Source organism: Kitasatospora sp. NPDC058243, assembly GCF_042882025.1.
Lineage (GTDB): Bacteria > Actinomycetota > Actinomycetes > Streptomycetales > Streptomycetaceae > Kitasatospora.
The window spans coordinates 259,315-285,191 of sequence record NZ_JBHVWW010000002.1; the positions used below are offsets into that span (position 1 = coordinate 259,315).

28 protein-coding genes and 1 pseudogene are annotated in these 25,877 nt (G+C 70.5%); 18 read left to right on the forward strand and 11 right to left on the reverse strand.

Features of this window, described 5'->3' with window-relative positions:
* Window positions 1-4 precede the first annotated feature (4 nt).
* The 11 genes and pseudogenes from ACFVX9_RS02890 (at window position 5) to ACFVX9_RS02940 (ending at window position 9,350) form a co-directional block, all read left to right on the forward strand.
* Window positions 5-1,723 carry a carbamoyltransferase gene (locus ACFVX9_RS02890; RefSeq protein WP_380369693.1) on the forward strand — a complete coding sequence of 573 codons (1,719 nt, stop codon included), beginning with the start codon at window positions 5-7 and terminating at the stop codon, window positions 1,721-1,723.
* On the forward strand, window positions 1,720-2,775 hold the full coding sequence (locus tag ACFVX9_RS02895) for a hypothetical protein (protein ID WP_387980050.1): 1,056 nt from the start codon (window positions 1,720-1,722) through the stop codon (window positions 2,773-2,775). Before ACFVX9_RS02890 ends, ACFVX9_RS02895 begins: the two co-directional genes overlap by 4 nt.
* Window positions 2,772-3,617, forward strand: a complete 846-nt coding sequence (locus tag ACFVX9_RS02900; RefSeq protein WP_380369697.1) for a radical SAM protein — start codon at window positions 2,772-2,774, stop codon at window positions 3,615-3,617. The genes ACFVX9_RS02895 and ACFVX9_RS02900 overlap by 4 nt, the downstream gene beginning before the upstream one ends.
* 104 nt (window positions 3,618-3,721) lie before the next feature.
* Window positions 3,722-4,231, forward strand: a complete 510-nt coding sequence (locus ACFVX9_RS02905) for a topology modulation protein (RefSeq protein ID WP_380480720.1) — start codon at window positions 3,722-3,724, stop codon at window positions 4,229-4,231.
* Window positions 4,232-4,268: 37 nt separating this feature from the next.
* Window positions 4,269-5,069, forward strand: a complete 801-nt coding sequence (locus ACFVX9_RS02910) for a class I SAM-dependent methyltransferase (RefSeq protein WP_380369702.1) — start codon at window positions 4,269-4,271, stop codon at window positions 5,067-5,069.
* Window positions 5,066-5,845 (forward strand): phosphotransferase, encoded by a 780-nt coding sequence (locus ACFVX9_RS02915; RefSeq protein WP_380480718.1) that lies wholly within the window; start codon window positions 5,066-5,068, stop codon window positions 5,843-5,845. Before ACFVX9_RS02910 ends, ACFVX9_RS02915 begins: the two co-directional genes overlap by 4 nt.
* Window positions 5,842-6,318 (forward strand): NUDIX domain-containing protein, encoded by a 477-nt coding sequence (locus ACFVX9_RS02920; RefSeq protein WP_380379427.1) that lies wholly within the window; start codon window positions 5,842-5,844, stop codon window positions 6,316-6,318. The genes ACFVX9_RS02915 and ACFVX9_RS02920 overlap by 4 nt, the downstream gene beginning before the upstream one ends.
* Before the next feature lie 372 nt (window positions 6,319-6,690).
* Window positions 6,691-8,139 (forward strand): hypothetical protein, encoded by a 1,449-nt coding sequence (locus ACFVX9_RS02925; protein ID WP_380379424.1) that lies wholly within the window; start codon window positions 6,691-6,693, stop codon window positions 8,137-8,139.
* Window positions 8,136-8,534, forward strand: coding sequence for a hypothetical protein (locus ACFVX9_RS02930; protein WP_380379422.1), 399 nt, complete (start codon window positions 8,136-8,138; stop codon window positions 8,532-8,534). Before ACFVX9_RS02925 ends, ACFVX9_RS02930 begins: the two co-directional genes overlap by 4 nt.
* A gap of 108 nt (window positions 8,535-8,642) precedes the next feature.
* Window positions 8,643-8,837: pseudogene (locus ACFVX9_RS02935) on the forward strand (HNH endonuclease); the annotation flags it as partial.
* 279 nt (window positions 8,838-9,116) lie between these two features.
* On the forward strand, window positions 9,117-9,350 hold the full coding sequence (locus tag ACFVX9_RS02940; protein WP_380480785.1) for a hypothetical protein: 234 nt from the start codon (window positions 9,117-9,119) through the stop codon (window positions 9,348-9,350).
* Between the two features lie 39 nt (window positions 9,351-9,389).
* Here the strand turns inward: ACFVX9_RS02940 and ACFVX9_RS02945 are convergent, their stop codons facing one another.
* The 5 genes from ACFVX9_RS02945 to ACFVX9_RS02965 form a co-directional block, all read right to left on the reverse strand.
* Window positions 9,390-10,010: a hypothetical protein gene (locus ACFVX9_RS02945; RefSeq protein ID WP_380379416.1), complete on the reverse strand. Its 621-nt coding sequence runs from the start codon at window positions 10,008-10,010 to the stop codon at window positions 9,390-9,392.
* Between the two features lie 19 nt (window positions 10,011-10,029).
* Window positions 10,030-10,263, reverse strand: coding sequence for a hypothetical protein (locus tag ACFVX9_RS02950; protein WP_380379413.1), 234 nt, complete (start codon window positions 10,261-10,263; stop codon window positions 10,030-10,032).
* 212 nt (window positions 10,264-10,475) lie between these two features.
* Entirely contained in the window at window positions 10,476-11,501 is a 1,026-nt protein-coding gene (locus ACFVX9_RS02955; RefSeq protein WP_380379410.1) for a hypothetical protein, read from the reverse strand.
* Window positions 11,502-11,648: 147 nt separating this feature from the next.
* Window positions 11,649-12,635, reverse strand: a complete 987-nt coding sequence (locus tag ACFVX9_RS02960) for an ImmA/IrrE family metallo-endopeptidase (protein WP_380379408.1) — start codon at window positions 12,633-12,635, stop codon at window positions 11,649-11,651.
* Window positions 12,636-13,724: 1,089 nt separating this feature from the next.
* Window positions 13,725-14,708: a hypothetical protein gene (locus ACFVX9_RS02965; RefSeq protein ID WP_380379405.1), complete on the reverse strand. Its 984-nt coding sequence runs from the start codon at window positions 14,706-14,708 to the stop codon at window positions 13,725-13,727.
* A 183-nt stretch (window positions 14,709-14,891) separates the two neighbouring features.
* Here ACFVX9_RS02965 and ACFVX9_RS02970 point away from each other — a divergent pair, with 183 nt between their 5' ends.
* Window positions 14,892-15,014 carry a hypothetical protein gene (locus tag ACFVX9_RS02970; RefSeq protein WP_380379403.1) on the forward strand — a complete coding sequence of 41 codons (123 nt, stop codon included), beginning with the start codon at window positions 14,892-14,894 and terminating at the stop codon, window positions 15,012-15,014.
* A 78-nt stretch (window positions 15,015-15,092) separates the two neighbouring features.
* Here ACFVX9_RS02970 and ACFVX9_RS02975 read toward each other — a convergent pair whose 3' ends face one another.
* The 3 genes from ACFVX9_RS02975 to ACFVX9_RS02985 form a co-directional block, all read right to left on the reverse strand.
* Window positions 15,093-15,638: a hypothetical protein gene (locus tag ACFVX9_RS02975; RefSeq protein WP_387980056.1), complete on the reverse strand. Its 546-nt coding sequence runs from the start codon at window positions 15,636-15,638 to the stop codon at window positions 15,093-15,095.
* A gap of 137 nt (window positions 15,639-15,775) precedes the next feature.
* Window positions 15,776-16,267, reverse strand: coding sequence for a hypothetical protein (locus ACFVX9_RS02980; protein WP_380480710.1), 492 nt, complete (start codon window positions 16,265-16,267; stop codon window positions 15,776-15,778).
* Window positions 16,268-16,309: 42 nt separating this feature from the next.
* Window positions 16,310-16,963, reverse strand: a complete 654-nt coding sequence (locus ACFVX9_RS02985; RefSeq protein WP_380379395.1) for an ArsR/SmtB family transcription factor — start codon at window positions 16,961-16,963, stop codon at window positions 16,310-16,312.
* A gap of 138 nt (window positions 16,964-17,101) precedes the next feature.
* On the opposite strand from ACFVX9_RS02985, the gene ACFVX9_RS02990 reads away from it, so the two are divergent.
* From ACFVX9_RS02990 to mug, 5 genes are all read left to right on the forward strand, one after another.
* Window positions 17,102-18,478 (forward strand): MFS transporter, encoded by a 1,377-nt coding sequence (locus ACFVX9_RS02990; RefSeq protein WP_387980059.1) that lies wholly within the window; start codon window positions 17,102-17,104, stop codon window positions 18,476-18,478.
* A gap of 379 nt (window positions 18,479-18,857) precedes the next feature.
* Complete coding sequence (locus ACFVX9_RS02995) at window positions 18,858-20,285, forward strand: APC family permease (protein WP_380480781.1); 1,428 nt, start codon at window positions 18,858-18,860, stop codon at window positions 20,283-20,285.
* Window positions 20,282-20,719, forward strand: coding sequence for a hypothetical protein (locus tag ACFVX9_RS03000; RefSeq protein WP_387980061.1), 438 nt, complete (start codon window positions 20,282-20,284; stop codon window positions 20,717-20,719). The genes ACFVX9_RS02995 and ACFVX9_RS03000 overlap by 4 nt, the downstream gene beginning before the upstream one ends.
* 207 nt (window positions 20,720-20,926) lie before the next feature.
* A complete protein-coding gene (locus ACFVX9_RS03005; RefSeq protein ID WP_387980063.1) occupies window positions 20,927-21,949 on the forward strand; it encodes a phosphatase PAP2 family protein in 1,023 nt (340 codons plus the stop codon).
* Window positions 21,946-22,488 (forward strand): G/U mismatch-specific DNA glycosylase, encoded by a 543-nt coding sequence (gene mug / locus ACFVX9_RS03010; protein WP_387980065.1) that lies wholly within the window; start codon window positions 21,946-21,948, stop codon window positions 22,486-22,488. The genes ACFVX9_RS03005 and mug overlap by 4 nt, the downstream gene beginning before the upstream one ends.
* A 36-nt stretch (window positions 22,489-22,524) precedes the next feature.
* Here mug and ACFVX9_RS03015 read toward each other — a convergent pair whose 3' ends face one another.
* Window positions 22,525-23,424, reverse strand: a complete 900-nt coding sequence (locus ACFVX9_RS03015; RefSeq protein WP_387980067.1) for a sigma-70 family RNA polymerase sigma factor — start codon at window positions 23,422-23,424, stop codon at window positions 22,525-22,527.
* 73 nt (window positions 23,425-23,497) lie between these two features.
* Here ACFVX9_RS03015 and ACFVX9_RS03020 point away from each other — a divergent pair, with 73 nt between their 5' ends.
* Window positions 23,498-24,184: an FMN-dependent NADH-azoreductase gene (locus ACFVX9_RS03020; protein ID WP_387980069.1), complete on the forward strand. Its 687-nt coding sequence runs from the start codon at window positions 23,498-23,500 to the stop codon at window positions 24,182-24,184.
* 1 nt (window position 24,185) lies between these two features.
* Here ACFVX9_RS03020 and ACFVX9_RS03025 read toward each other — a convergent pair whose 3' ends face one another.
* Complete coding sequence (locus ACFVX9_RS03025; protein ID WP_363374975.1) at window positions 24,186-25,142, reverse strand: M48 family metalloprotease; 957 nt, start codon at window positions 25,140-25,142, stop codon at window positions 24,186-24,188.
* A 3-nt stretch (window positions 25,143-25,145) separates the two neighbouring features.
* Window positions 25,146-25,571 (reverse strand): BlaI/MecI/CopY family transcriptional regulator, encoded by a 426-nt coding sequence (locus ACFVX9_RS03030; RefSeq protein WP_063348908.1) that lies wholly within the window; start codon window positions 25,569-25,571, stop codon window positions 25,146-25,148.
* Window positions 25,572-25,877: the final 306 nt, after the last annotated feature.

Sequence of the window (25,877 nt, forward strand, 5' to 3'; positions counted from 1 at the left end):
GACGATGACCACCCGCCGAAACACCGTGCTGGGCCTGTGCTCCTACACCCACGACTCGGCCGCCGCCCTGCTCATTGATGGCCAACTCACCGGGTTCGTCGAGGAGGAGCGGCTCAGCGCCGTCAAGCACGACAAGAGCTACCCGGCCAAGGCCATCGACTGGCTCCTCGACGAGGCGGGCCTGACCCGCGCCGACATCGGCGCCGTCGCCTACAACTTCACGCCGCAGAACTACCTGCGGGCCATCCCCGCCGCGCTCGCCCACGCCGTACGGCCCAGTACCGCGGCACGCGCCCTGCCGAGGGCCCGGTCGTTCGCCCAGGTCGCCGCCAACACCCGCCAGCGTCTGACCTGGCTGGCCGGCAACTTCCCGAACGCCACCGTGCGGCCTGTCCTGCACCACCGCGCCCACGGCCTCTACGCCTTCGCCGCGTCCGGCTACGAGGAGGCCGCCGTCCTGGTGGTCGACAGTCTCGGCGAGGTCCAGGCCACCACCATCGGCCACGCACGGCAGAGCGCGCGCGGCTGCGCGTACCGGATCGTCCACGCCCTCGACGACCCCGCCTCCCTCGGATACGTGTACGGCGCCGTTACCGAGCACCTCGGGTGGCGGCGCGGGGACGAGGAGGGCACCGTCATGGCCCTGGCCGCCCTCGGCGACCCGAAGCGCTTTCGGGCCCTGTTCGCCAAGGCCGTCCGGCTCACCACCAACGGCTTCGTGCTCGACCACCGGCTCATCGCCCTGCGGGTCATGGACCGCCGCTACCCCCGGCTCACCGCCGCCTTCACCGCCCTCACCTGCCCACCGCGCCGACCGGACGAGGAGATCGCCCAGGTCCACGCCGACCTCGCCGCCGCCCTCCAGGAACGCACCGAGCAGGTGATGCTGCACCTCGCGCGAATCGCCCGCGAGCGCACCGGCGCCCGGCTGCTGTGCGTGGGCGGCGGGGTCGCGATGAACTGCGTCAGCATCGGCAAGATCATCGCCAGCGGGCTGTTCGACGAGGTCGCCGTCCCGCCCGCCCCCGGGGACTCAGGCACCGCGATCGGCGCCGCAGCCGCCGTCCACCTCGACCGGCACGGCGACCTCCCCGCCGGGCTGGCCCGCGCCTGCTACCTCGGCCCGTCCTTCCCCGGCCTGGAGCTGCCCGCCGAGCCTCGGCCCGGAATGACCGCACGCCGCCTCGACGACGTGGCCGCCTTCGCAGCCCGCGAGCTGGCCGAGGGCGCGATCATCGGACTGTTCCAGGGCGGCGTGGAGGCCGGTCCCCGGGCGCTCGGGCACCGCTCGATCCTCGCCTCCCCGCTACGGCCCGGCGTCGCCGACCGGCTCAACTCCACCGTGAAGTTCCGCGAACCGTTCCGCCCGTTCGCCCCGGTCGTCCTGGCCGACAAGGCCGCCGACTACTTCACCCTCGGCCAGGAAGCGCCGTTCATGTCGATGGCCTCCCCGGTCACCGACCTGGCCCGCCAGACGATCCCGGCGATCGTCCACACCAACGGCACCGCGCGGGTGCAGACCCTCACCCCCAGGGACAACCCGCTCCTCGCCGACATCCTGACCGCCTTCGCCGAACTCACCGGCGTGCCCGTGCTGATCAACACCTCCCTGAACATCAAGGGCAAGCCGATCTGCGGTACCCCGGAGATGGCGCTGGACTGCCTCGCCGAATCCGGCCTGGACGCGCTCCTCATCGAGGACTGGTGGGTGACCAAGGCATGAGGATCGGCTACAGCTGCTGGGGCTTCCTCGGCTCCGGCGTCACCGACACCCCCGACGGCGGACGCAGCCACCGCCGCACCCTGGTGGACGGCCTCATCGCCGCCGGCCACGAGATCGTCCTCCTCCAGGCCAACCGGGACCTGGTCGAGGCCGGCACCGACCTCACCGGCACCTACCGGTGGGACGACGGCCTGCCTGAGATCGACGCCCTGTTCCTGGAATGGCGCTGGTCCATCCCCGGCCGCAACACCACGGCGTGCGGCACCGACGGGCACACCTGCGACCTGCACCGGCAGCAGGAACTCCTCGACCACTACACCCACCGGCACGCCGTCCGCACGGTCCTGTGGGACAAGGACCTCAAGCTGCCCGTCGACGACCCGCTGCGGGCCGTCGGGCACGTCCAGGTGTGCGAGCCGGCCCTCCACCCGTCGCCCGGAGCCGTGAGCCTGCTTTTCCCGGTCGCCGACGACGCCCTCGACCAGGCGCATCCGGGTGCGCTCGCGGCCCACGGGCGCCTGCTGCCGCTGGTCTACGTCGGCAACCAGTACGACCGCGACGCCGCCTTCGACGAGTTCTTCGCCCCGGCTGCCGCCCAACTGCCGCATCGGGTGGCCGGGAAGTGGAACGGCACCACCCGCTGGCCGCAGGTGAACTTCACCGGCCGCATCCCCTTCGACGAGGTCGCCCCGCTCTACCGATCCGCGGTAGCCACCGTGCTCCTCGCGCCCGAGCGGTACGCGCGAAGCGGCCAGTTCACCCAGCGCCTCTTCGAGTCCGTCCTCGCCGGCTGTCTGCCGCTGGCCCCGCACACCCTGCGTGCCGCGGAACTGGTTGTGCCGCGCGAGCTGATCGTCACCGGTGCCGCCGGCGTTGTGGCCACCGTCACCGAGCTCGCCCGGATCGCGGGCAGTCAGGCCCACGTCGACCTGATCGCCCGCTGCATCGACCACCTCGACCCGTTCCGCCTCACCCGCCAGCTCCGCACCCTCACCGCCGCGCTGGCCGGCACCGCCATCCCGCCCCTGCTGATCGAAGGAGCCCGCGCATGACCCAGGCCACCGCACCCGTACTCCCCGGCATCCAGCGGGTCGAGAAGCTCTACCTGGAGCTGCTGTTCCGCTGCAACTTCTCCTGCACCACCTGCTACCACGGCGAGGACCTCAAGCGCCCCGACACCGTCACCGTCGACCAGGCCACCGCCGCCCTCACCTACTTCGCCGACCACTACGACACCCACTGGGTGTGCCTGCTCGGTGGCGAACCCCTCCTGTTCGAGGGCCTGCCCACCGTCCTGGCCTCCGCCAAGTCCCTCGGCTACCGCACCGAGATCTGCACCAACGGCTACAAGCGCCGGGCCTTCCTCACCCGGGCCGCCGAACACCTGGACATGCTCCGCGTCTCCCTGGACGGAGGCACCGCCGAGGCCCACGACCGCATCCGCCGCCCCGGCTCCTTCACCGCCGCCTTCGACACCCTCGCCTGGGCCCACGGCCGCAACCTCCCCATCGGCGCCACCTGCACGCTCACCGGCGAGAACATCACCACCATCCCCTCCCTCGCCGAGCGCCTGCGCGACCTCGGCGCCCGCGACCTGATGCTCCACCGCGTCCGCCTGGTCGGCAACGCCGCCGACAGCGGCATCACGCCCGTCACCTGGGAACAGACCCAGTACCTCCACGAACAGCTGACCGGCATGGACCTGGGCGACATGAAGGTCAACACCGACATCCTGCTGCCCGAGCGGTGCCCGCCGCCCAACGACGTCGTCGAGAAGCTGGAGATCTCGCCCGACGGGCGCGTCTACCTGTCGTGCGCCGAGGTCGCCGGCCCCGGCCGAGAGGTCCGCTACGACTTCGACCAGGCCGCCCTGGTCACCGTCGACGCCGCGTGACCAGCGCGAAGCGTCCCGGGCCGGGCGCCGGCCCGGGACGCGCCCCGCGCGGACCGAAGCGACCACTGTCCGGCCCGTCGCGCGGCTCGGTAGCCTGTAGCGACATGGACAGGATTGCCATCATCGGCTGCGGCGGCAGCGGCAAGACCACCCTCGGACGCCAGCTCGCCGAGAAGATCAACGCCCCCGTCACCCACCTCGACGGCGTCTACTACGACTCCGACTGGAACACCCTGCCGCCGGAGAAGTTCGCCGCCATCCAGGAGGAGCTGGTCGCCGAACCGCGCTGGGTGATCGACGGGAACTTCGCCTCCACCCTCCCCATCCGACTCAAGCGGGCCGACACCGTCGTCTTCCTCGACATCCCCCCGATCGTGTGCCTGTGGGGCATCCTCCAGCGCCGCCGCCGCTACCGCGGCGGCCAGCACACCGAGCAGGGCGTGTTCGACCGCATCCACTGGGGCTTCATCCGCTACATCCTCGGCTACCGGCGCCAGATGCGGCCCAAGGTCCGCGCGCTGATCGCCGAGCACGTCGGCCACGCCCGCGTCGTCACCCTCACCAGCCGCCGGGCCGCCCGCCGGTTCGTCGCCACCGTGCCCCGGCAGACATGACCTGACCCACTTCGTACCGGGAAGGCTCCACCTGTCCATGACCGCCAACCCGTTCCTCGACGCTGCCCGCGTCCGCCACGACCTGTACGCCGACGCGGGCCGCATCACCCAGCGCACCAGCGCCCTGGCCCGCGCCAAGACCGCAGGCCCCCACCCCGCCACCGTCATCGCCGACCTCGCTGCCAGCGGCCTGCGCGGCACCGTCCTCGACATCGGCTGCGGACGCGGCACCACCACCGTCGCCCTCGCCGAACGGCTCGCCCCGCCCCGTCTCATCGCCTTCGACCAGTCCGCCGCCCTCCTCGCCGAAGCCGAGAGCAGGCTCGCTGGACACACGGGCGTGGAGATCATGCGAGGCGACTTCCACGCCATCGTCCTGCCCAACTCCTCGGTGGCGGTGGCCACGGCCGCCTTCTGCCTCTACCACTCGCCCCGGCCCGCCGCGGTAATCGCGGAGATCGCCCGCTGCCTGGCCCCCGGCGGCCTGTCGATCACGGTCACCAAGTCCGCCGACAGCTACCGCGCCCTGGACGAGGTGATCGCCGCCAGCGGACTGGACCCCGAGGCCGCGAGCCGGCCGAGCCTGTACGAGACCTTCCACAGCCACAACCAGGCCGACATCGTCGCCACCTGCCTCGAGGTGCAGCAGGTCCTCCACCACGAACACCGCTTCCGCTTCACCGGCGCCGACCACATCGCCGCCTACGCGGCCACCAACCCCAAGTACCAACTCCCGCACGAACCGGCCGAGATCGCCCGACGGCTTCGGGGCACCGTCGGCGACGGGCCGCTGGAGACTACCTCCACCGTCACCTACGTCGTGGCCGTCCGCCGATGAGGACCTTCACCAAGACCTACACGGACCCCCAGCTCCAGCAGCGCACCCTGGCCCACTACCGGTGGATCGCCCGCACCAACCCCAACGTGCGCATCCCCCAGGTCCTCCAAGTCCGCTCCACGGCCATCGACTTCGAGCACCTCGAAGGCCGCCACGGCACCGCCGACGACCTGCTAACCCTGGCCGGCCTCCTCGGCCACCAGCACACCACCGCCCACACCCGAGACCTGCACGCCGCCCGTCTGGACACGCCCCACACCAGCGGCGACGTCACCCTCGCCGGCTTCGCCGACAGCCGTCGCGAACGCCTCCACCAGCTCCTGGCGACCGGCACCGTGCCGGGCTCGGCCCTGACCCGCGAGGCGATCGACGGCTGGCTGGAGCGGGCCGCCACGATGCCCGCCGCCTTCTACAAGGACGCCAACCCGCGCAACTTCCTCACCACCAACACCAGGGTCGCCGTCATCGACTTCGACTCCCTCACCCTCGCGCCCTTCGGCTACGACCTCGCCAAGATCGTCGTCACCACTGCCATGACCACCGGCCCACTGCCCGAGGCCACCATCCGCCAGGCCGTGGACACCTACAACCGTCACCCGCAGCACCGCGGCCTGCCCGGTTGCACCTGGGGCGAGTTCGCCGCGTGGTGCGAGTTCCACCACGTCCTCACCGCGCCCTACCTCGGTACCAACAACTACCGGTTCAGCTGGCACACCGTGAGGCCGACCTGGACCACCGATGCCCTCCGGCATTTCGACAAGGAGTGGACACCGTGACGCCCAACAGCGTGATGAACAGCCGGAACGCGGTCTGCGTGATCGTCCACGACAAGGACACCGACACGATCGCCGCCCTGCACTACGCCGCCCGCAACTGGTCCCCGCACCCGTCCTGGACCGTCCCCGGCGGCAAAGCCGAGCCCGGCGAACCCCTCGACGAGGCCGCAGCCCGCGAACTCAAGGAAGAGACCGGCCTGCTCGTCGACCCGGCCGACCTCGAACTCGTCCACGTCATCCACGTCGAACAGGGCTGGGACCAGGCCGGCCAGTTCGTCCTCTTCGTCTTCGCCACCGACAAGTGGACCGGCGACCTCACCAACACCGAACCCGACAAGCACCTCACCGCCCGCTGGGTTCCCTCCGGCCACCTCCCCGAACCGACCTTTCCCACGGCCACGCAAGCGCTCGCCGCTTACCGCGATGGCGGTCCCGCCTTCTCGCGCTACGGCTGGGAGGCAGCGATGCCATGACGTCAAGCCTGCAGGGCTCGTCGAGGGCTTCCTCGACGAGCCCTGCAGCGCGAGCACACACTGTTTTCTCGTTCGGCGGATACGCCCCGTTGCTGCTTGGTACGGTCATCCCGCAAGTTTTTCTGTGATCATCTGGCTTCGGGGGGTGACCGGGTGACGTTAGGGGGCTGGGCGGAAACAACCGCTTCTGCCAGGCGATTCGACGGGTCAGGGTCGGGGGAAGACAGCGACCATCTGAGCGATGGGCCAGGCGTCCCAGTTGGGTCGGCATCTACGCACACATTTGCTCCGGGGCTCTCGGAGGTGACCCGCAGGCTCTCGGCGATCGCTTATATGCGACCCGACCATCTGGCTGGTCTCTCTGCCCGCCTGGTGGCGAAGATCAGCGGAGGGCGAGGGAAGGGCTCCGGCGCAGCCTCTTCGGCTGGCGGCGAGGAGCAGGGGGAACCGAAGGTACTGGTCGGCGAGGAGTACGTCAGCTGGGTCCGTCGGCGCATTGCGAGCGGTCGCCCACTACCGTCGTTCGGTTACGACGAGTCCCTGGTACTGGGCCACTGTCTTCGCGCGCAGCGCCTCCGCTACTTGAGACGGCCCTTGATCGCGCTTCTGGCGGTCCCCGGCATCGCCGTCGGTCTGCTGCGGTTGGTGTCGCCGGAGTGGGCCATCGGACTTGCCGTCACGGGCATGTGGCTGGCCTTCTACCTGGACCGACTCGCAGCCCAGCAGTTGCTCTACCGGATGCGGCCATCGGAGTTCATGGCCGGCCGCCACTCCCGGCCTGCCGGAACGGCACACTTCCTGGAGAGGCGATTCCAGTCATGGGCTCTGCCCTACACCCGGGAGTGGCGAGGCAAGAGCGCTCCGAAGGAACACTTCATCGGGGCCGGCCGCTTGATCTGGTCCACCGCATCGATCGGCATCGATGTGGAGCCGGCTCCGAGACGTCCACCCGAGGAGCCTGAGCAGAGCGAGGAAGCATCGTCACCCCGTATCCCGGTACAGATGGAGAAACTGGCCGAATCGGGCCCACAGGACACCGCTACCTCCTTCAGGAACTTCACGGTGGAGGAGCTCTACGCCTTCGTGGCCGGTCGCCTTATCGACCCCGCTCCGTCCCACGCCCCTGGGCACCCGTTCGCCAACATCGAGGTGCTGGGCGTTGCCGCCGTCTCGGCCAACCGGTGGGGCCAGCTCGACGACCCGACCTGGCAGAGCATGGAGTCTCTCGCCGCCGGGCACCCTGACGGCGGGCCTGGACCGTATATCGCTCGCCGCTATCTGTGGGCGCGCATCGTCTCGTGGGGCGGTGAGATGGCTGCCTCGATCCTGGTCAACTTCGCCTACGAGAGTGGTTTCCTCCGGGTCACCGTCCGCCCACATCTCATGCCACCGCTCAACAGCGCACTCGCGGCGTCGGCGAGCCCACTCTCCCCGGCGTCGTGGCGCTGGCAGCGGACCGCGTGGCTCCAGGCCCTGGGTGACCTGCTGGGTGCAGCGAACCGTCTCATCTCCACACGTGTCGCGCCGCCGAAGCCTTCGCTGGATCAGGGTGGCCCTGTGAGCCTCCGTGAGACGTACTCGACTCGGTACATCGACGAGATGCACATGTACGAGGACGCCCGCCGTTACGTGCAGATGGTGCAGAGCAGGGTCTTCGACACGGTCGAGGCGTTCCTCGGAAACCATCAGATCGACACCCGGTCCTACCAAGCGCAGGCCACGGCCATCTACAACTTCGGCGTCATGGCCGGCGGCGACATCACCGGCAACATCCAGAACGCACCCGGTGCCGCCGGCACCTTCCAGAGCCAGGAGGCATGATGCCTTTCCGCCGCGAGCCCCGCCCGAACCCGTCTCCCGCCCATGGCGGCATCAGTGCCGGGGGCAACATCACGGGCAACATCCAGAATGCGCCGGGCGCACAGAACACCACGCAGAGCCAGCACGTGGCCGCCTCTGCCGATGAGGCACTCGAAGAAGCACGGCGGCACCTGCAGCAGCTGCGTGAGGCCGTCGAACAGCACTCTGTACAGCTGGCACAGCCGCAAGCTTGCCTCGAAGAGATCTCGGCCGTCGAGCAACGCCTTCACCGAGCCGGAGAGGACCCTGTCGGACTACGCGTCCTCATGAACTCGGTGTACCAGCACTGCGGTGGCGTTCCGGGCCTGGTCGCCATCGCGGCCTTGGCGCAGCAGACGATCGCCTCGCTGGCCTGAACCACAGCGGTGGGCCTGCGCCATCCCCGCGGGCGGAGCACTGGCGAGTTCACAGCCAGCGGAACGCCAAGAGGGCGTCGTGTCAGAGCAGTTGAGTAAGCTCGCCGTATGCCTGCCGGACGTCACGCTGTACCGCGCGAACTGCAGCGCGCCCTCCTGGTCGAAGCGGGGCATCGATGCGCGATTCCTACTTGTCGAGCGACCCCCGTAGAAATGGCTCACATAGTTCCATGGTCAGAGATCCGTACACACGAGTTCAGCAACATGATCATACTTTGCCCGAACTGCCATACTCGTTACGATCAAGGCCACATTGATCGGCTTGCGATGCGGCAGTACAAGGCCGGCCTTCGGGGATCCGCAGACCGAGTTCACTTACTCGACGCCTATCGTAATTTCCAAGCGGCGATTGACTGCTGGACGGAGTCCATAGCCGATCCACGCTGGGATGACGTCCGCTCCGACACACCTGCACTGCGATGCACCCTCATCACCAGGTGCGGCCACGATGGTGGACGGGCACAACGATCGCTGGACAGCCTCACCCGGGTCGCTGCCGAAGAGGCTTCGTGGGAGGCAAAGATGCTCTACGGATGGGTTAAGTCGTGGGCCGACGATGTGGCCGACGGTCTTTGGCCGAGCACCCACCCTGGCGCGACCGAACACGATCCGTACGACCGCGGCGAGATCGAGTATGCACTTCACCGCGCGATCTGCATTGAGCTCGGACTTGAGGTGGGCGCGCTTCCCCTATTCGTCGATGCGACGAATGACGGCTTATCTATCCAGATTGGAGGTACCGGAAAGATCTACTGAGCCCATTGCGACCTGGCTGCCTCGGCCCAGGCGGATGCGTTAACCCCACAGGCGCTTCCACCACGGAAGCAGATCACGCAGGTGGATACGGACGGCATCGAGGTAGGCGGTCTCGTACTGAGCGAGTTCACTGAGGTCGATGACGGTCAGCGGGATGTTCATCTGTGCATCGGCTGTGATGGCTGGTGCTTCCCAAGCTTCGTGCATGGCCGTGCCGGCAGTCCGGCGGAGGTGTTGTATGAGGTCCTTGTAGGCCTCGCCGACGGGAGGCGACTCAAGACCGGTCCAAGCAAGGTGGTAAGCGAGTTGGGCCTGGGTCTCACGGAGGATCTCCGAAAGGCGGACCCGCTCCTCTGCGGCTTGGTCGACGTGTCGACGACGGATCGCGTAGGGCATCTCCCTGTAGGCGGTGTATGCGACAAAGGCTTCTGCGAAAGCCGTTCGCAGGCGGATGCGCTCCTCTTCTCGGGAGCGGCTTCGGGCGAGCCACAGATTGATGGTTGCGGTGAGAGCGGCTGCGAGGACGACCCCGGAAACTACCGCAGATGTCAGCACCCCGCCCCCAGTCGTTGCGGGTCCGGGGGCTGGGAACGGAACAGATGGTGTCGTGGTCACCGTGATTAGGGCGGGAGAGGGCAGCGCCGGGGTTGGCGAGGTCATGCCGCCCCTCCTGGTTCGACTACACGCTGGGCTCGAGCATGCGGTGCGGGGCTTCCTGCCCCGGCCACTCACCAGTTCGACGCCACCACTCCTCTTTGAGCAAGTGCGCCGCGATCAGGCCGAGCAGGACCGCTGGTCCGTCGCGGAGCAGCCACCGCTGCTCCGCCGGGTCGTACGGGTACCAGATGCAGAGGGCGCCGTCGTTGTACCGGTGCGGCGACTCGCTCGGTCCGTCACTGTAGATGTGCGGCACTTGGGAAGGGTAGTGACCAAACGCAATGGTGATGGTCTGTCGGGGAATGTCCGGCAGGTCGAAGGGCACTGCAAGGGCGAAACCGCCACGGTACCGATGCGGGGGCTTTACGGCTCTGGTAGTCACGCCACAGGTTTCGATACCACGCTGGAAGGCGAAGCGAAGCGCCGGCCTGGTGAACCAGGCCGGCTCTTGCCACGCCGTTCGCCGGCTCACCGGCCCTCAGGTAGGACGCCGAACGAACGGACGGCGGGGATGGCTGCGGGAAGGCCACCGAGCCCAAGGGTTGCGGTGGAGAGAGGGCCTGGCCGCCGCAGCTCACTGATCTTCAGAGCGAGGCTGCTGGGAGACGGATCGTCGATGTACTTGTAGAAGGCCTTGGAGAGGGCGGAGAGTACAGCGTCGCGATCATCGTCGTGGTCGATTGCCTCCTGCAGGGCAGTAGCCGCCGTACGCAGCCTGCGAGAGGCGGTGTCGCGCGGGACAAGCAGCCGAACGTTCGGTGATACCCCCGCGGGGTCGACCGTGGCGCTGCCAGAGTCGACCCGGCGGGCCGCCTTCGCGAGGACCGTGCTCAGCGCGACAACCATGCCCATCCCGGGCTCGATGAACTCGCAGGCCCAGACAGTCAGGTTGTGGGAGGAGAAGCCGGGGACGGAGTACTGCTTGTTCCACGCCTTCAGCAGACGCACGACCCGGCGTCGGGTGCGCTGGAGGGAGGCGCCTCCCGAGGTGAACAACTTGACGTGATGCTCGGGGTCGGAGGCCTCCCATGTGTTGTTCTTGAGGTTTGGAATCCACAGCCCCGGCGCATCCTTGCGGGTCAGCGCGACGACCAGGTCCACGGTGGGGTCCTGCCCGTCCACCGACTGACCGAACGTCAGCTTTGGCCCGCGCTTGGAGGTCCCGCACCGGGCATTGGGATACACCTCGCGAACTGCGGGGCCCAACAGTCCGCAGAGCTTGGCCGAGATGTCGGCAGGGGTCTCGCCACCCCCGTCAGGCCCGAGTCCCGGGTAAACGCGGCGATCGAGGACGAGTCCGCCGTCTCCGTCGCCGACCGGGTGGATGAAGGTGTGCTGCGCCAGTGATCCACTGGCGTAGGTCCGCAAGGAGCCGGGGAACTCCTCGGCCGTGGAGCGGACCAGGGCCAGCCGCTCTCGGGCCGCCGCGAGCGGCTCGGCGTGGGCGTCGATCTGAGAGCGAATGTCGTCCAGGATGTCTTGGGTGCGTCCCATCAGTTTCTCGATTCTCACTACTGGGCGTCAGAGCCCCGGCTTCAGACCCGCCACAGCAGGCCGAACAGCCTTGTAGCTGCTCACCAACACCTGACGTCACATCGTTAGAATCGTCCGGCCAAGGTTCACCTGTTACCGGAAGAGCGGTCAAGCACAGTCGCGACAGGTGACACTGGCGCCATCGAACCGGCTCGGAGCCAGCACAAGGAAACATCGGTCGCAGGCGCGGTCCTTACCCATGCGGGCGGTGACGCAGCCACAGTGCGAGTCGGGGCATGTAGCGACGCCGCAGTGTTCGCACGGCGCGGTGCTGACCTCGAACGCCTCTCCGCAGGTCTCGCAGACCCACGATGTGCCGTACCAGGAAGCACCGGTGCCCGGCCGCGGGGCCGAGTACCTGCGCCAGGGGGCATTGTCCGGAACGAGGACCGCAACGAGGTAGTCCTCGTCGCACCAGGCAGCCTGTCCGTACAGCAACTCACTTTGCTTGCCTGAGCGATACTCCACGTACGTCCTGTCGTGCTGTGCCGTAGTCCCGGTCCGCAGCGCTCGCTCGACAAGGGGGTTGCCGGACTGATCAGTACCCCGGGCTGGGGGGATCAGACTGCGGGAGATGCTGAAGATCGTGGTGCCGTCGCCGTCGAGCAGGAGCACAGCACCACCCGCGAGATATTCCGCCGCCCGGACGCAGCACGCCTCACGCGACGCCCGCGAGTGGCGGAACATTTCGACGACATCCGTTGCGGACGGCCCCCGTAGCCGCACGTTCGCGGGGATCTCGCTGTCTGGAATCAGTACCCGAGCTGCGAACGCGTCGCATGCAGCATCCTCGAAGACTTCCGAGTCCTGCCAAGCAAACAGAGCCTGGCCGAGGCCGGGGTCGGTCTGCTGCAGGTGGTGCCCCAGTTCGTGCAGCGCAGTGAACCCGCGGCGCCGGTACGACCGGGAGGTGCCAACCACAAGCGTCGGCGGATCTGTCTGATCCATATAACTGCCGGCAACCGAGCATCGGCCTTCCCCATCCTCAGGTGCCGTCACGACCTGAAGGTCTGGCCAGGAGTTCAGCTCGGTCAGTGGATCTTCGCGCAGCGCTGCAAGAGAGCCTGGGTGGATCCTCTCGACTGCGGCGATCATGGCCCGCGCTTGCGGCGGTGCCTCCTCTACGAAGCGGCGCCGCATTACGTACCCGATCCGGCAAGGTCTTCACCGCGCAGGAACTGCCGGAGTCGACCTTCCCAGTCTGGATCTGCGCCACCAGTTTCGCGGGCAGCCAGCGCGAACGCCCCATAGCCACCCGTGAGGCGCGCATCCCCTTCACTGACGCCCAGCCGCTGGGCCCTGCTCCTCCAGGTCTGTCGCCAGCGGGGATGCTCCGCCGCTGCTACCAAAGCCGGTGGGAGGGGGCGTACCGCAGCGGCGACCGCTTCAACCGGCAGGCCTGTCACTTTTGCGACCCCCTCGGCCTGTCCCGGGGCCAGGGGTGTCGAACCCCGCAGGATCCTCATCACTTCCGGCTGAGAGAGCCCCAACGCTGTGCCCAGAGCCGGCAGGTCGGGGAGGCGGCCCTTCAGTAGCTCTCCGAGCGATACGACCTTTGCCGATCCCTCTGCCGCAGGCAGGCCAGGCGCCATCCGCAAGGCTTCGAGATCATCTTCAAGGACAGCTCGTACGTCTTCGGAAGCGTCGAAGACCGACACAGGGGCGATGCCCTGTCGGGCTCCCGCGGGTACGGAGGGTGCTCCGCCGGCGGCCGTCTCCGCAGCCCACGCCACGAGATCAGGTTCCCAAGAATCGACTACGCGGTCGAGGACACGCGTAGGAACTGGCCCAGCCAGCCCTGCCCACACCGTTGTTTCTACCTCGAACACAGTGCGGTGGCCATCGACCACGAGGCTCGCTGCATCTTCACCCGGAGGGTCGATCGTCACCGGGACAGCGTGAACCTCGCGGGTCGCGAGTTCCAGGATCAGCACGAGGAGACTGGTCTCCTCCCAGCATGCACGCCATACCTGCCCTGCCGCGAGGCAGACTTTCTCGGGACCACCGAACCTGGCACGAAGCCCTTCGTTCGACAACTGCTGTGGTGCCATGGCCACAGCGGCCAGTTCAAGGAAGCGCTGGGGTACACCTGGTCCACTCATGGAGTCCTCCCGGCTGACATGGCTGAACAGCTCCACCCATGTTTGACGTCACAACCATCGCGGTGTCCGAGGGACCACGAGGTCACTCCACGTCGTGACTTTCGGTGCACAGCCTGATCACCTCCAGTCCCACACCGTGAACGTCATGCTCTCCAACCAGCTGCCTGAGCTTCTCCCGAAGGCGCTTCACCTTTAGGGATGCCTGACTCCTGCCACATCCCAACAGCTCCTGGACCCTAGCCTGCTGGTCGGCAATGGGTACAAGGAGGCGCTCCTCCGGTGACAACGTCCCCACGATTTCCACTGCGGTGACGGCGGTGTCGAGTTCTGCTTCGGCAGCAACCACTACCTCTTCAGGCGTTGGGGCTCCGTCTCGGTGAATCCCCTCGAACTCGTCCCCCGTGGTCACGATCACCGGGTCGAGCACGGTCGGGAACCGTGCAGCGAAGACCGCGACCAACTGAGCGATCTCCATCGATCCAGCAGCCGCGCTAAGGACAGCAGTGACCAAGGCGACGAGCGACGTCTTGTCGGCGATTGGTGCCCGACGCGTTGTGCTGGACCACTTCGGTATCTTCACTGTCTGGACCGCATGAGAGGCAGTTGTCAGGTCACCGGTGGCGCCTGACCATGGATTCCATCCGCTTCCCGCCAGCCTCCATCGCTTGGCTCCGGACTCGCCTTCGGAAACCTGCTCGAAGTTTGGCTCGGAGGACAGCACTGCCTCCAATCGGCGGCGCAATGCGCCCAGGCCCGTCTGGCGGGCCCTGTCGATCAACCAGTTCCGAATCGACCTGCGCAGGATCCGACCCATCGAAGCATCGTCGGTTGCGCGGCTCAGCAGGTCGGCATTGAGGGCCTTGACCCGGTCCGCAAGGAAGTCGCCGAGCAAGTCCTCCCAGTCGGCAACCTGCCACCCCGATGCAGGAGCCAGTACGGGGAATCGTCGGGCTTCCTCCCGCACCAGCCTGTAGACCAGCTCCAGCCCTCCATACCCCAGATGGCCAAGATGATGAAGCTCTTCGAACTCGGAGATGGCTGGCCTCCCTCCACGGCTGACGGACACGGTACGCCCGGCGGCAATCCTTTGTCCCGATCTTGGCCATCCAGGTAGGGATCGGTTACTGGAGGCCTCGACAACAGCGTTGGCACCCTGCTCGGGCTGGACGACTGAACGCCACAGCCCGAGCGCTATCTCTCACCTTCCAGCCCTGCGAAGTGCTGCGAAACGAGGGCACATCCAGGGCACATGCGGGCGGAAACGGCGCTGACCAGTGAAAACTCCCGACAAGAGTTTTCCCAGGTCAGTGCCATGCTCGGCAGAAAACAGCAGGTCAGCGCGACGCTCGTGCAGTACGTGAACTACCTCTGACCCCTGGAGGGTTGTGCGGAAGGGCCCCGCCCCCGGGAGTTTGAGCTCCCGGGGGCGGGGCCTTTCGCGTGGATGGGGTCAGCCGGCGGCGGGGTGGGGGTGGGTGGCCGTGGCGAGGGCTTGGGCCTGGGCGCGCAAGGTGGCGAGCTGGTCCAGCAGAGTGGCCGGGCCGGAGGTCTTGGCCCGGGTCGGGGCGGTCGATGTCGGGGCGGCCGGGAGCTGGGCGATCAGGCTCTGCAAGGTGGCCTGAAGGGTGGCGACGAGCTGCTGGACGGCTGCGGGGTCGGGGGTGGTGGACGTGGTCTCCGCGAGCAGGCCGGCGATCTGGTTGATGACGTCGCCGAGAGCCCCGAGGGCCGCGCTCGGGTCCGGGGTCGCGGGCAGGGCCGGGACGGCGGGCACCGGGACGGTCGGCAGGGCCAGGTCGGCGGGCAGGGCGAGGTCCGCCGGCAGGAGCGGGGCGGAGACCGCCACGTCGGCGGGCGCCGGGATGGCGGCGGGGTTCGGGGCGGAGGCGACGGTGGTGCGCGGGGCCGTGGCTTCGTGGCCGGCGGCGGACGCAGTGGTGACCACGGTCAGCGCGAGGGCCGCGATCAGCGCGGCGACCATCCGGGTGGCACGCATGGGTGCTGCTTCCTCTCAAGTGCGAGTCAGGCGGGATCGCCTGCTCCACACGGTGGGGCAGCATTCCTGACGCAGCCACCGCAGTTACGCCGAACGGCGCGCGGCAGCCGGCCGACGATGAGCCACCCGACGACAGGTCAGTCGGCGTCCGCCCAGCCGCTGGTGCCGCGGTGGGCGGACAGGCCGACGGACGCGAACTCGTCCACCCGGCCGGCCTCGGTGCGGGCGCCGATCCGCCGCAGGGCGCGGGAGATCGGGGAGCCCTCGGGCGGGAAGGGTTCGAACTCGCCCTTGGTGAGCGGGCCGAGGACGATCCGGCCGTTCTCCCAGACGGCGGCGCGCTGGGTGCCGCTGCCGCCGAAGTACTCGGCCTCGACGCAGGCGATCGGGCCCGCCTTGGACCAGGCGGCCAGCCGGAGTTCGAAGCCGCCCGGGTGCCAGCCGAAGCCGGCCGCCTCGGCGGGCTTCGTCGAGCCGCCGTCGGTCTGGAGGGCGGAGAGTACCGCGGGGGTGACCGGTATCAGGGCCAGCCCCTGCGCCAGCGGCACCACCCGGGCCGCCGAGGTTTCTGCCGCGGCCACCGCCAGCAGCTCGAATGTTCCTATCAGGGCCTGGAGTTCATAGGACATGCCGGTCATCGTGTCCCACCGCACCGACAGTCGGCGCGGAGTTTATGATTCCGTGCCCGGCTGGAGTCCGTAGAGCAGGGTGAAGACCGTCACGTCCACCGCGTCCTCGGCCGTGCTGGGCGCTTCCGCGTTCAGTTCGTCGATGACTGCGGCGAGTTGGGTCCGCAGCCGGATCAGCCGGTCCGGGCTGAGCCGCAGCGTCGAGTGCACGAACAGGCCGGGCGGCCCGACCGATCCGTCCCGGGGCGAGCTGAAGTCCAGCCGCCCGCCGAGGACCTGGGCCCGGAAGTCGCCGCGGACCCGGTCGATGGCGGCCAGGATGGCGTCGTACGCCTCGGAGCGGCCCGGGGAGTCGGCGGTGAACATCTCCGGGGCGAGCCGGATCGACTCCTGCGCGGCGGCGTAGCGGCTTTCGACGATGCCGGAGACCAGCCGGGTGCCGGCCACGATGACCAGCCCGGCCTTCTCCAGCTGCTTGATGTGCCGGTAGAGCTTGGTCTGCGGTTCGCCGAGCGCGGCGGCGATCTCCTTGGCGGTGAGCGGGCGTTCCTCGCCGGATTTCAGGGCGCCGAGGATGGCCAGCCGCAACGGGTCGGCCAGTGCCTTGAGCACGGCGACGTCGGCCACCTGGCGTTCCTTGACCCAGGTGGTGGGTTGCTCGCCGCCGTCGGCGGGTTCCAGATCGTGCTCGGCCACGGGCACCACCTTGGCAGATCGGCCGCGCCGCACGCAATCACGCTCTGGTGAGCGCTCACCCTTGCGCAACCAATCATGCTTCCGACATCATTCACGTCAACGTGAATGATGTCGGAAGCGCGAACGGCGGGGTGGGCCATGGCGGGGAACAGAACGGCGGCTGACGAGTCAAAGACGGCGGAGGAGGCGCTAGCGAAGGCCGAGGCGGCCCCGCCGCCCGTCCCGCTGCGACGGAACCTGCGCTTCCAGGCGCTCTGGGCCGGCCAGGCCGCCGCGACGCTCGGCATGCGGATCGGCGACACCGCCTTCCCGCTGCTGGTCCTCGCGCTCACCGGTTCCTCCACCGCCGCCGGGGCCTTCGGGGCCGTACAGATGGTCACGACCCTGCTGCTGGGCGTCCACGGCGGTGTGGTCGCCGACCGCCTCGACCGCCGCCGGGTGCTGATCGCCTCCGACGCCGCCCGACTGCTCGTCACGGCGACCGTCCCGGTGGCCATGGCCTTCGACCGGCTGACCCTGGCCCACCTGCTGCTCGTCGCCGCCGCCGTCGGGGCGACCATCGCGTACAGCGGCCCGATCCGGCTGCTGGCGCTGCGCTCGGTGGTGGCGCCGGAGCAGCTGCCGCAGGCGCTCGCCCAGGACGAGGCCCGGATGACCGGGGCCGCGCTGGCCGGTCCGCCGCTGGCCGGCTTCCTGTACGGGCTCGGCAGCGCGGTGCCGTTCCTCGGCACCGCGCTCGCCTCCCTGCTCGCGCTGGTGGCCGCGCTCGTGGTGCGCTTCCCCGGCCGCCCCGCCCCCGCACAGCCGAGCGGCGAAACCGACGCGCAGCCGAGCGGCGAAGCCACCGCACAACCGAACCGCGAACCGGGCGGCACGGAGCCGGCCCCCGAGTCCGGCGGCGCCCTGGCCGGGTTCCGCCTGCTCGCCGCCTCCCCGCTGCTGCGCTCCGCCCTGGCCGTCCTGCTGGTGGTCAACCTCGCCGGGACGGCCCTGATGCTGCCGGTGATGGTGCTGCTGCGGGACGGCGGCACGGGCAGCGCCGGGATCGGCCTGGCGCTGGCCGGCGAGGCGGTCGGGGCGCTGGCCGGAACGGTCCTGGTGTCCCGGCTGCACCGGCTGGCCGGGCCGGGCGTCCTGCTGCTGCTGGTGGCCTGGACCGCCGTGCCGGTGACGCTGGCGCCGCTGCTGCCGGGTGGGGTGGTCACCGTGTTCGCCGCGCTGTTCGTGGTGGGGATCGGCGTTCCGGCCCTGCGGGTGATGCTGGACCTGCTGGTGTTCCGGCAGGTGCCGGACGAGCTCCGCGGCCGGGTGATCGCGGCGACCATGACGCTGCTGACCGCGGGCATGCCGGCCGGGACGCTCGGCAGCGGCCTGCTGCTGGACCACCTCTCCCCCGCCGTCGCGCTGACCGCGATCAGCGTCCTGCTCGCGGCCGCCCTGCTGCCCGCGACCGTGAGCCGTACGCTGCGTCGCGCCGCCTGGCCGGCCCCGCAGGATCCGGCGGCCCGCCCCTGACAGTCGCTCACCCGTGCGGGTGCACGCCGCATGCGGCGTCCTCGGCAACCGGGTGAACTGGCCGGGTACGGCCCGCCCCGGGGCCCTTCCCGGGCGGCGTCCGCGCCCGGGGCGCCTCCCGCCCGGACGTCGCGCAGCCGACCGGGGCCGTACCGGAGGAGGACAGATGGGTTCCACGGACGCGCCCTCGCCCGGCCGGGGCGGCCCCGGCGAGGCCGCTGCCCCCGACGGTTCCAGCAGGTCCAGTGACCCGAGCAGCCCTGGTGAGCAGGGAGACCCCGGCGGCCAGGGAGGCCCTGGTGACCGGGGGAGCCCCGGCGCCCCGACCACCCGCGAGCGGACCGGCTCGGTGGCCGCCCGGGTGGTCACCGCCCCCCGGATGTCCTGGCTGACGCTCGCCCTGATGACCACGAGTTCGGTGGCCAGCCTGCGCTCCGCCCCGACCATGGCCGTCTACGGCCTGGCCTGCGTCTTCCTCTACCTCGTCCCGGCGCTGGTGTTCCTGCTGCCGACCGCGCTGGTCTCCGCCGAGCTGGCGTCCGGCTGGGAGGGCGGCGTCTACCGCTGGGTCTCGGAGGGCCTGTCGAAGCCGCTGGGCTTCCTCGCCGTCTGGTGCCAGTTCGCGATGACGATCTTCTACTACCCGTCGCTGCTGGCGTACGTGGCGTCGACGATCGCGTACGTGGTGAACCCGAGGCTGGCCAGCAACGGCCCCTACACCGCCGTGGTGATCATGGTGCTGTACTGGACCGGCGTCTGGGTCTCCTCGCGCGGGACGAAGGCCGTGGCCGGCCTGTCCTCGATGGGCCTGGTGATCGGCACGCTGATCCCCGGCACGCTGCTGGTGGTGCTCGGCTTCGTCTTCCTCGGCCAGGGCAACGGCTCCGCCGCGCCGATGGACTCCGCGCACCTGCTGCCGCAGTGGGCCGGCCTGGCCAGCCTGGTGCTGATCGTCAACAACTTCCTCAGCTACTCCGGCATGGAGATGAACGCGGTGCACGTCTCCTCGCTGCGCGATCCGGCGCGGGAGTTCCCCCGCTCGATGTTCACCGCGTCCGCGATGGTGCTGCTGATCTTCATCCTGCCGGCACTGGCGATCAGCTGGGTGGTGCCGTCCAGCGAGCTGAGCCTGACGGCCGGCGTGATGCAGGCCTTCGACGCCTTCTTCCAGTACTTCGACATCGGCTGGCTCACCCCGGTGATCGCGGTGGCGCTGATCTCGGCCTCGCTCGGCGGCATGCTGACCTGGCTGGCCGGACCGTCCAAGGGCCTGTTGATGATCTCCCGGCAGGAGGGCTACCTGCCGCCGTTCCTGCAGAAGCTGAACCGGGAGGGCGTCCAGCAGAACCTGCTGGTCGCCCAGGGCGTGGTCACCACGGCGATCGCCCTGCTGTACGCGCTGATCCCGAACGTCTCCAGTGCGTACTGGATCTTCTCGGTGATCACCACGCAGGTGTACCTGATCGTCTACCTGCTGATGTTCACCGCCGCGATCCGGCTGCGCCGCACCCGGCCGGACCACCCGCGCGGCTACCGGGCCCCGGCGCTGGTGCCGATCTGCGTGGTCGGGCTGCTCGCCTCGGCGTGCGCGATGGCGATCGGCTTCGTACCGTCCTCGCAGTTCGGCAGCGGCAGCGTCTGGACGTACATCGGGATCGTCGGCGGCGGTCTGCTGGTCCTCGGCCTGCTGGTCCCGTACCTGTTCCTGCGGCTGCGCAAGCCCGGCTGGCGCTCCCCGGAGGCGGCGGCGGAGCTGGCCGCGCAGGAGTCGGCCGAGCTGCGCGGCGCCGCGGGCGGTGCGGCATGACCACGAGCCTGATGGCCTCCCGGCACCGCTGGATCTACCTCGGGGCGATCGGGCTGCTGGTCGCGATGCTGATCACCGGCCTGCTCTCGTTCACCCGGCTGCACGCCACCGACCAGGCCGACCGCAAGGCCGGGCAGCTCGCCCGGGCGCTGGGTTCGGCCGGCTATCCGGTGCCCGCGCGGGACCAGATCGTGCACACCCTGGGCGAGGACGGCGGCGCCGTCTGCGCGAACCCGTCGAACGCGCTGACCCAGGCGCAGTGGACGTCCGGCATGTCCAACGGCGCCGACGGGCCTGGCCAACGGCCGGTGCTGTCCGACCGCATAGCGGTGCGGGCCGAGGCGATCGTGCTCTCGGTGTACTGCCCGGGCAGGCTCGCCGAGATCCAGGACAAGATCGACGACCTCAACTTGCAGGACACCGTCCGCAAGTAGCCCGCCCGGCTTTCGAGGAGGACCCGACCGTGCCTCGACCCTTCACCACCGAGGACTACACCCCGCACGAGCTGGGCTTCGTCTCATGACGGGGCCGTCACCCCGCTGCTCCGCCGTCAGAACGGCAGCCCGGCTGTGCGATTTTCTTACGAGGCGGTCATGGTTCACCCAGCGTCCTCCAAGTTTGCGTTGGTAGTTTCGGTGAGCATGACCAAGCTGCTCAGCCCGGCCCCGCCCACCCCGGCGCGGGCCGGGCGACTGCGACCCCTGACCGCCCGCCCCCGTCGTACCGGCCTGTCGAGACTCCGGCTGCTGGCCTGGCCGGTCTACCTGACCGCGCTCTTCTGGTTCCTGCGCACCCAGGGCATGGCCTTCGCCAACGACGTGGTGTTCCTGTGGCTGATCGGTGCCCTGCTGACGGCGGCCGTGCACAGCGGGCACGGCCGCCGCGGCTTCCTGCTGGTGCTGCGCGACTGGGTGCCGGTGATGGCCGCGGTCTGGACGTACTCGCTGCTGCGCGGCTACGGCGCGCACACCCCGTGGGCCCCGCACTGGCTGCCGCAACTGCGCGCCGACGAGGTGCTCGGCTTCGGCGAGACCTGGACCGTCCGGCTCCAGCACGCGCTGTGGACGCCCGGCTCGCCGCACTGGTACGACTACGCGGCGACCGTCGTCTACCTCTCGCACTTCTTCCTGGTCTTCGTCCTGCTCGCGGTGCTCTGGCGGCGCCGGCACGACCGGTTCCGCCAACTGCTCGCCTGCTACCTGCTGCTCACCTTCGCCGGCTTCGCCACGTACCTGCTCTACCCGGCCGACCCGCCGTGGCTGGTCGCCCAGGAGGGCCACCTGCCGGGGCTCACCCGGGTCGTGTGGGACGTGATCTCCACCAGCGGGCTGCCGCAGGCCAACTCGCTGGTCGAGAACGGCAGCCAGTTCGCCAACGACGTCGCCGCGATGCCCTCGCTGCACTCCGCCTACCCGGCGATGCTGCTGTTCTTCTTCTGGCCGACGGCCCGCCCCTGGCTGCGGGCACTGCTGGTCGCGTATCCGCTCGCGATGGCGTTCACCCTGGTGTACGGCGCCGAGCACTTCATCGTGGACATCTTCGCGGGCTGGGCGTACGCGGCGGCGGTGGTGTTGGGCCTGCGCCGGCTGCGGAACCGGCGTACCCGGCTCATCAGGGAGCGGGCAGACTTGGCCGGGTGCCGAACCAGCCCCTCCCTCCCGTGAAGCCCACCGCCGAACAGCTCCAGGCGGCCAAGGACACCACCATCCCGGACGTCACCGGGCCCGGACTGCGGGTGCTGTTCTGCGGCATCAACCCGGGCCTGTGGTCCGGCGCCACCGGGCACCACTTCGCCCGCCCCGGCAACCGCTTCTGGCCCGCCCTGCACCGCTCCGGCTTCACCGCGCGCCAGTTCCGCCCGGACGAACAGGGCGAACTGCCCGCGCTCGGCCTGGGCATCACCAACGTCGCCCCGCGCACCACCGCCAAGGCCGACGAACTGACCGCCGAGGAACTGCGCGAGGGCGGCGCCGCGCTCACCGAGCGCGTGCTGCGGCTGCGCCCGCGCGTCCTGGCCGTGCTCGGCATCGGCGCCTACCGGACGGCCTTCGGGCAGCGGCGGGCCACGATCGGCCGCCAGCCGGAGGGCATCGGCGACACCGCGGTGTGGGTGCTGCCCAACCCGAGCGGGCTCAACGCGCACTACACGCTGGACGCGCTGGCCGCCGAGTTCCGCCGGCTCCGGGAGGAGCTGGACGGCTGAGGGCTGAGCTGCCGGAGTGGCCGGGGCACGACCCGGTCACTCCGGCAGCACGGCCAGCTCCAGGGCGGCCAGCCGGGCCGGGTCGGCGACCACCTCGTAGCCGGCCACCCGGCCGTCCTCCACCGCCACCCGCAGCACCAGCCGCAACCGCCCGCCCGGGGCGATCACGATCCCCGGCACCCCGTCCACCAGCGCCACCGCGCCGAACCGGGCCCGCCGGCCGAACACCGTCGTCTCCCGGGCCACCGTCTCCGCGCCCCGGGCCACCAGGGAACGCCCGGCCGGCAGCGCGGCCGGATCGGCCCGACGCACCACGTCCGGCGCCAGCACCGCCAGCAGCGCGGCCAGGTCCCCGCCCCGGGCGGCGGACAGGAACGCCTCCACCACCCGCCGGTGCCCGGCGAGCCGCTCCGGCGGCAGCGCGGCCGCCCCGCGCACCCGCTGCCGGGCCCGGCTGGCCAGCTTCTTGGCGGCCACCGGGCTCCGGCCGACGATCGGCGCGATCTGCTCGAACGGCACCGCGAAGCCGTCGTGCAGCACGAAGGCGACCCGCTCGGCCGGCCCCAGCCGATCCAGCACGACCAGCAGCGCCCGGCCCACCGAGTCGACCAGCAGCGCCTCCCGCTCCGGATCCGCTCCCTCGGCCCCCGCGTCGGCCGCCGGATCCGGCAGGCCGTCCGGCAGCGCGTCGCCGGTCGGCTCCTCACGGCGCACCGCGCGGGCCCGCAGCACGTCCAGGCAGATCCGCGACACCACCGTGGTCAGCCAGCCCGGCAGGTTGTCCACCTCGTCCGGGCCGGCCCGGTCCAGCCGCAGCCACGCCTCCTGGACGGCCTCCTCCGCCTCCCCCGTCGACCCGAGCATCCGCTGGGCGACCGCCCGCAGCCGCCCCCGCTCGGCCTCGAACCGCGCCGCCAGCACCTCGTCCCGGTCCATCGGTCACCTTTCCTCGGCCCCGCCCGTCACACCGATGACGATCCACCCAGCACCGAAGTGACGGGAGAACGCTGTGACCACCACCACCCTGCTGCACCTGGACTCCAGCATCAGCCTCGGCGACTCGGTCAGCCGCGCGCTGACCGCCCGGTTCGCCGCCGCCTGGCGCGCCCGGCACGGCACCGCCGGCCGGTACGTCTACCGGGACCTCGCCGCCGAACCGGTCGCCGCGATCGGCACCGGGTACGCCATGCTCGGCCGCCGCGTCGAACGCAAGGGGACCATCCCGGCCTCCGACGTCGCCGCCCTCGCCGAAGGCCCGGACGAGGAACACGAGTGGTCCCTCACCCACCCGCTGGTCGACCGGCTGCTCGCCGCCGACACCGTGCTGCTCGGCGTGCCGATGTACAACCTCACCGTCCCGGCCGTGTTCAAGGCCTGGATCGACCGGATCAGCTTCCCCGGCGTCTACACCGACCCGGCCACCGGTGAGAGCCTGCTGCGCCGCACCCGGGTCGTCGTCGCGGCCGCCCGCGGCGGCGGCTACGGCCCCGGCACCCCGCGCGAGGCCTTCGACTTCCAGACCCCGTACCTGCGGGCCTACTTCGCCAGGCTCGGCGTCCCGGCCGAGCACCTGCACATCGTCCCGGCCGAACTCACCCGCGCCGACGACATCCCCGCCCTGGCCGGGCTGCAGCCGCTCGCCGCGAAGTCCCTGGCCGACGCCGAGGCCGCCCTGGACGCGCTCGCCACCGCCTGATCTACAGCGGGGTGACGGCCTTCAGCACCACCAGCAGGGCCACGGCGGCGTTGAGCGCGCACAGCGCCGACGCCGCCGTACCGGCCGCGGCGACCATCGCGGCCAGGCCCGCCCGGGTCTTCGCCGGGGGCCAGTTGCGGGACGTCGGCACCGGGCCGAGCAGTGCGGCGACCCGGCGCGGCACCGGGCCGGGCGCGGGCGCGGGGGCGGCGAAGGCCGCGAAGCCGGGCGCCGGCGCCGCGTGCGACACCAGGGCCGCCCGGGCCACCGCCCGCGCGGTGATCCGGCGGTCCCCCACCTCCTGCGCCGACTCCTCGTCCGCCCAGCGCTCCGCGCTGAACGCCACCGCGTACTGCAGCGGCCGCAGGAACGGGTTGACGCAGGCGGCCAGCTGGGTGGTCAGCAGGTACCGGTGGTGGCGGTGGCGCAGGTGCGCCCGCTCGTGCGCGAGCAGCGCCTCCCGCTCGTCCTCGGGCAGCCCGGCCAGCATCCCGGTGGAGACCACCACCCGCCCCGGCGAACCGGGCAACGCGTACGCGTACGGGCTGCGGTCCGGCAGCACCGCGAGGTCACCGGCCGACTCCGGCCCCGCCGGCAGCCCGGTCAGCGCCCGCCGGGCCCGGGAGCGCACCCGCAGGTGCCGGCCGACCGTCCGGGCACAGGCCGCGGCCACCATGACCAGCAGCCACATCGCGGCCGTCCCGAACGTCTCGTGGTACGGCAGCGCGGCCCGCACCTCCGGGTCGGACCAGCTGTCCGGCAGCGGGTTGCCGGGGATCTGCGCGGTGCCCACCACGCCGATCAGGCCGAGGCAGAGCACACTGCACACCGCCATCACCGCGCTGATCACGGTCATCAACCGGGCCGCACCGCGCGGGTGCAGGTGCTGCTCGGTGAGACGCGCGATCGGCACCGCGGTCAGCGGCAGGATGAGCGGGAGGAAGACGAAGAAGCCCACGGGTCAGCTCTCACGGTCGGCCGCTGCCGGATCGACGGACGCGGCGTCCAGCAGCGCCCGCAGCAGGTCCTCGTCGTGCGGGAGCAGCGCGCTCACGAAGCTGGCCAGGACGGCGTCCCGGTCCGCTTCTCCGTCGAGCATCCGGCGCATCCGCAGGGCCGCCAGCCCGGCCGCGTCGGAGGAGGCCTGCCACAGGTAGGAGCGGCCCGAACGGGACCGCGAGACGGCGCTCTTGGCGTGCAGCCGGGACAGGATGGTCATCACGGTGGTGTACGCCAGGTCGCCCTCCAGGCGCTCCTGGACCCACCCCGCGGTGGCCGGGCCGGGCGCCTGTTGGAGCACAGCGAGCACCTGTGCCTCCAACTCGCCCTGGCCGCGCCGTCTGACGGGCGCTTCCGCGGCCGCCGAGGCGTGCCTCTCGTCTGCCATGACGGCCCACTCCCTCCGGATGCCGCGCCCCGTAGCCGGCGGGGCACGCGTTCATCCTAACGAGCGCGGGCCCGGCGCGAACCGGTTCGCGCCGGGCTTCCCGCCTCCACCGCCCTCGACGCGTCGCTCGAACGGCCCCGGCCCGGTTGCCTAGCGCCCCGGCCCGGCGGACGGTCGAAGTCCGTACGGTCCGCCCGTAGGCCTGTTCGGCCCCTGGAGTCTCAATGATGAAGTCAAGATGCCTGCGCGACCGGTGGGGCGGAGGTGAAGATCCGGTTGTCGCGCAGGAGCGCCCACAGCACGTTC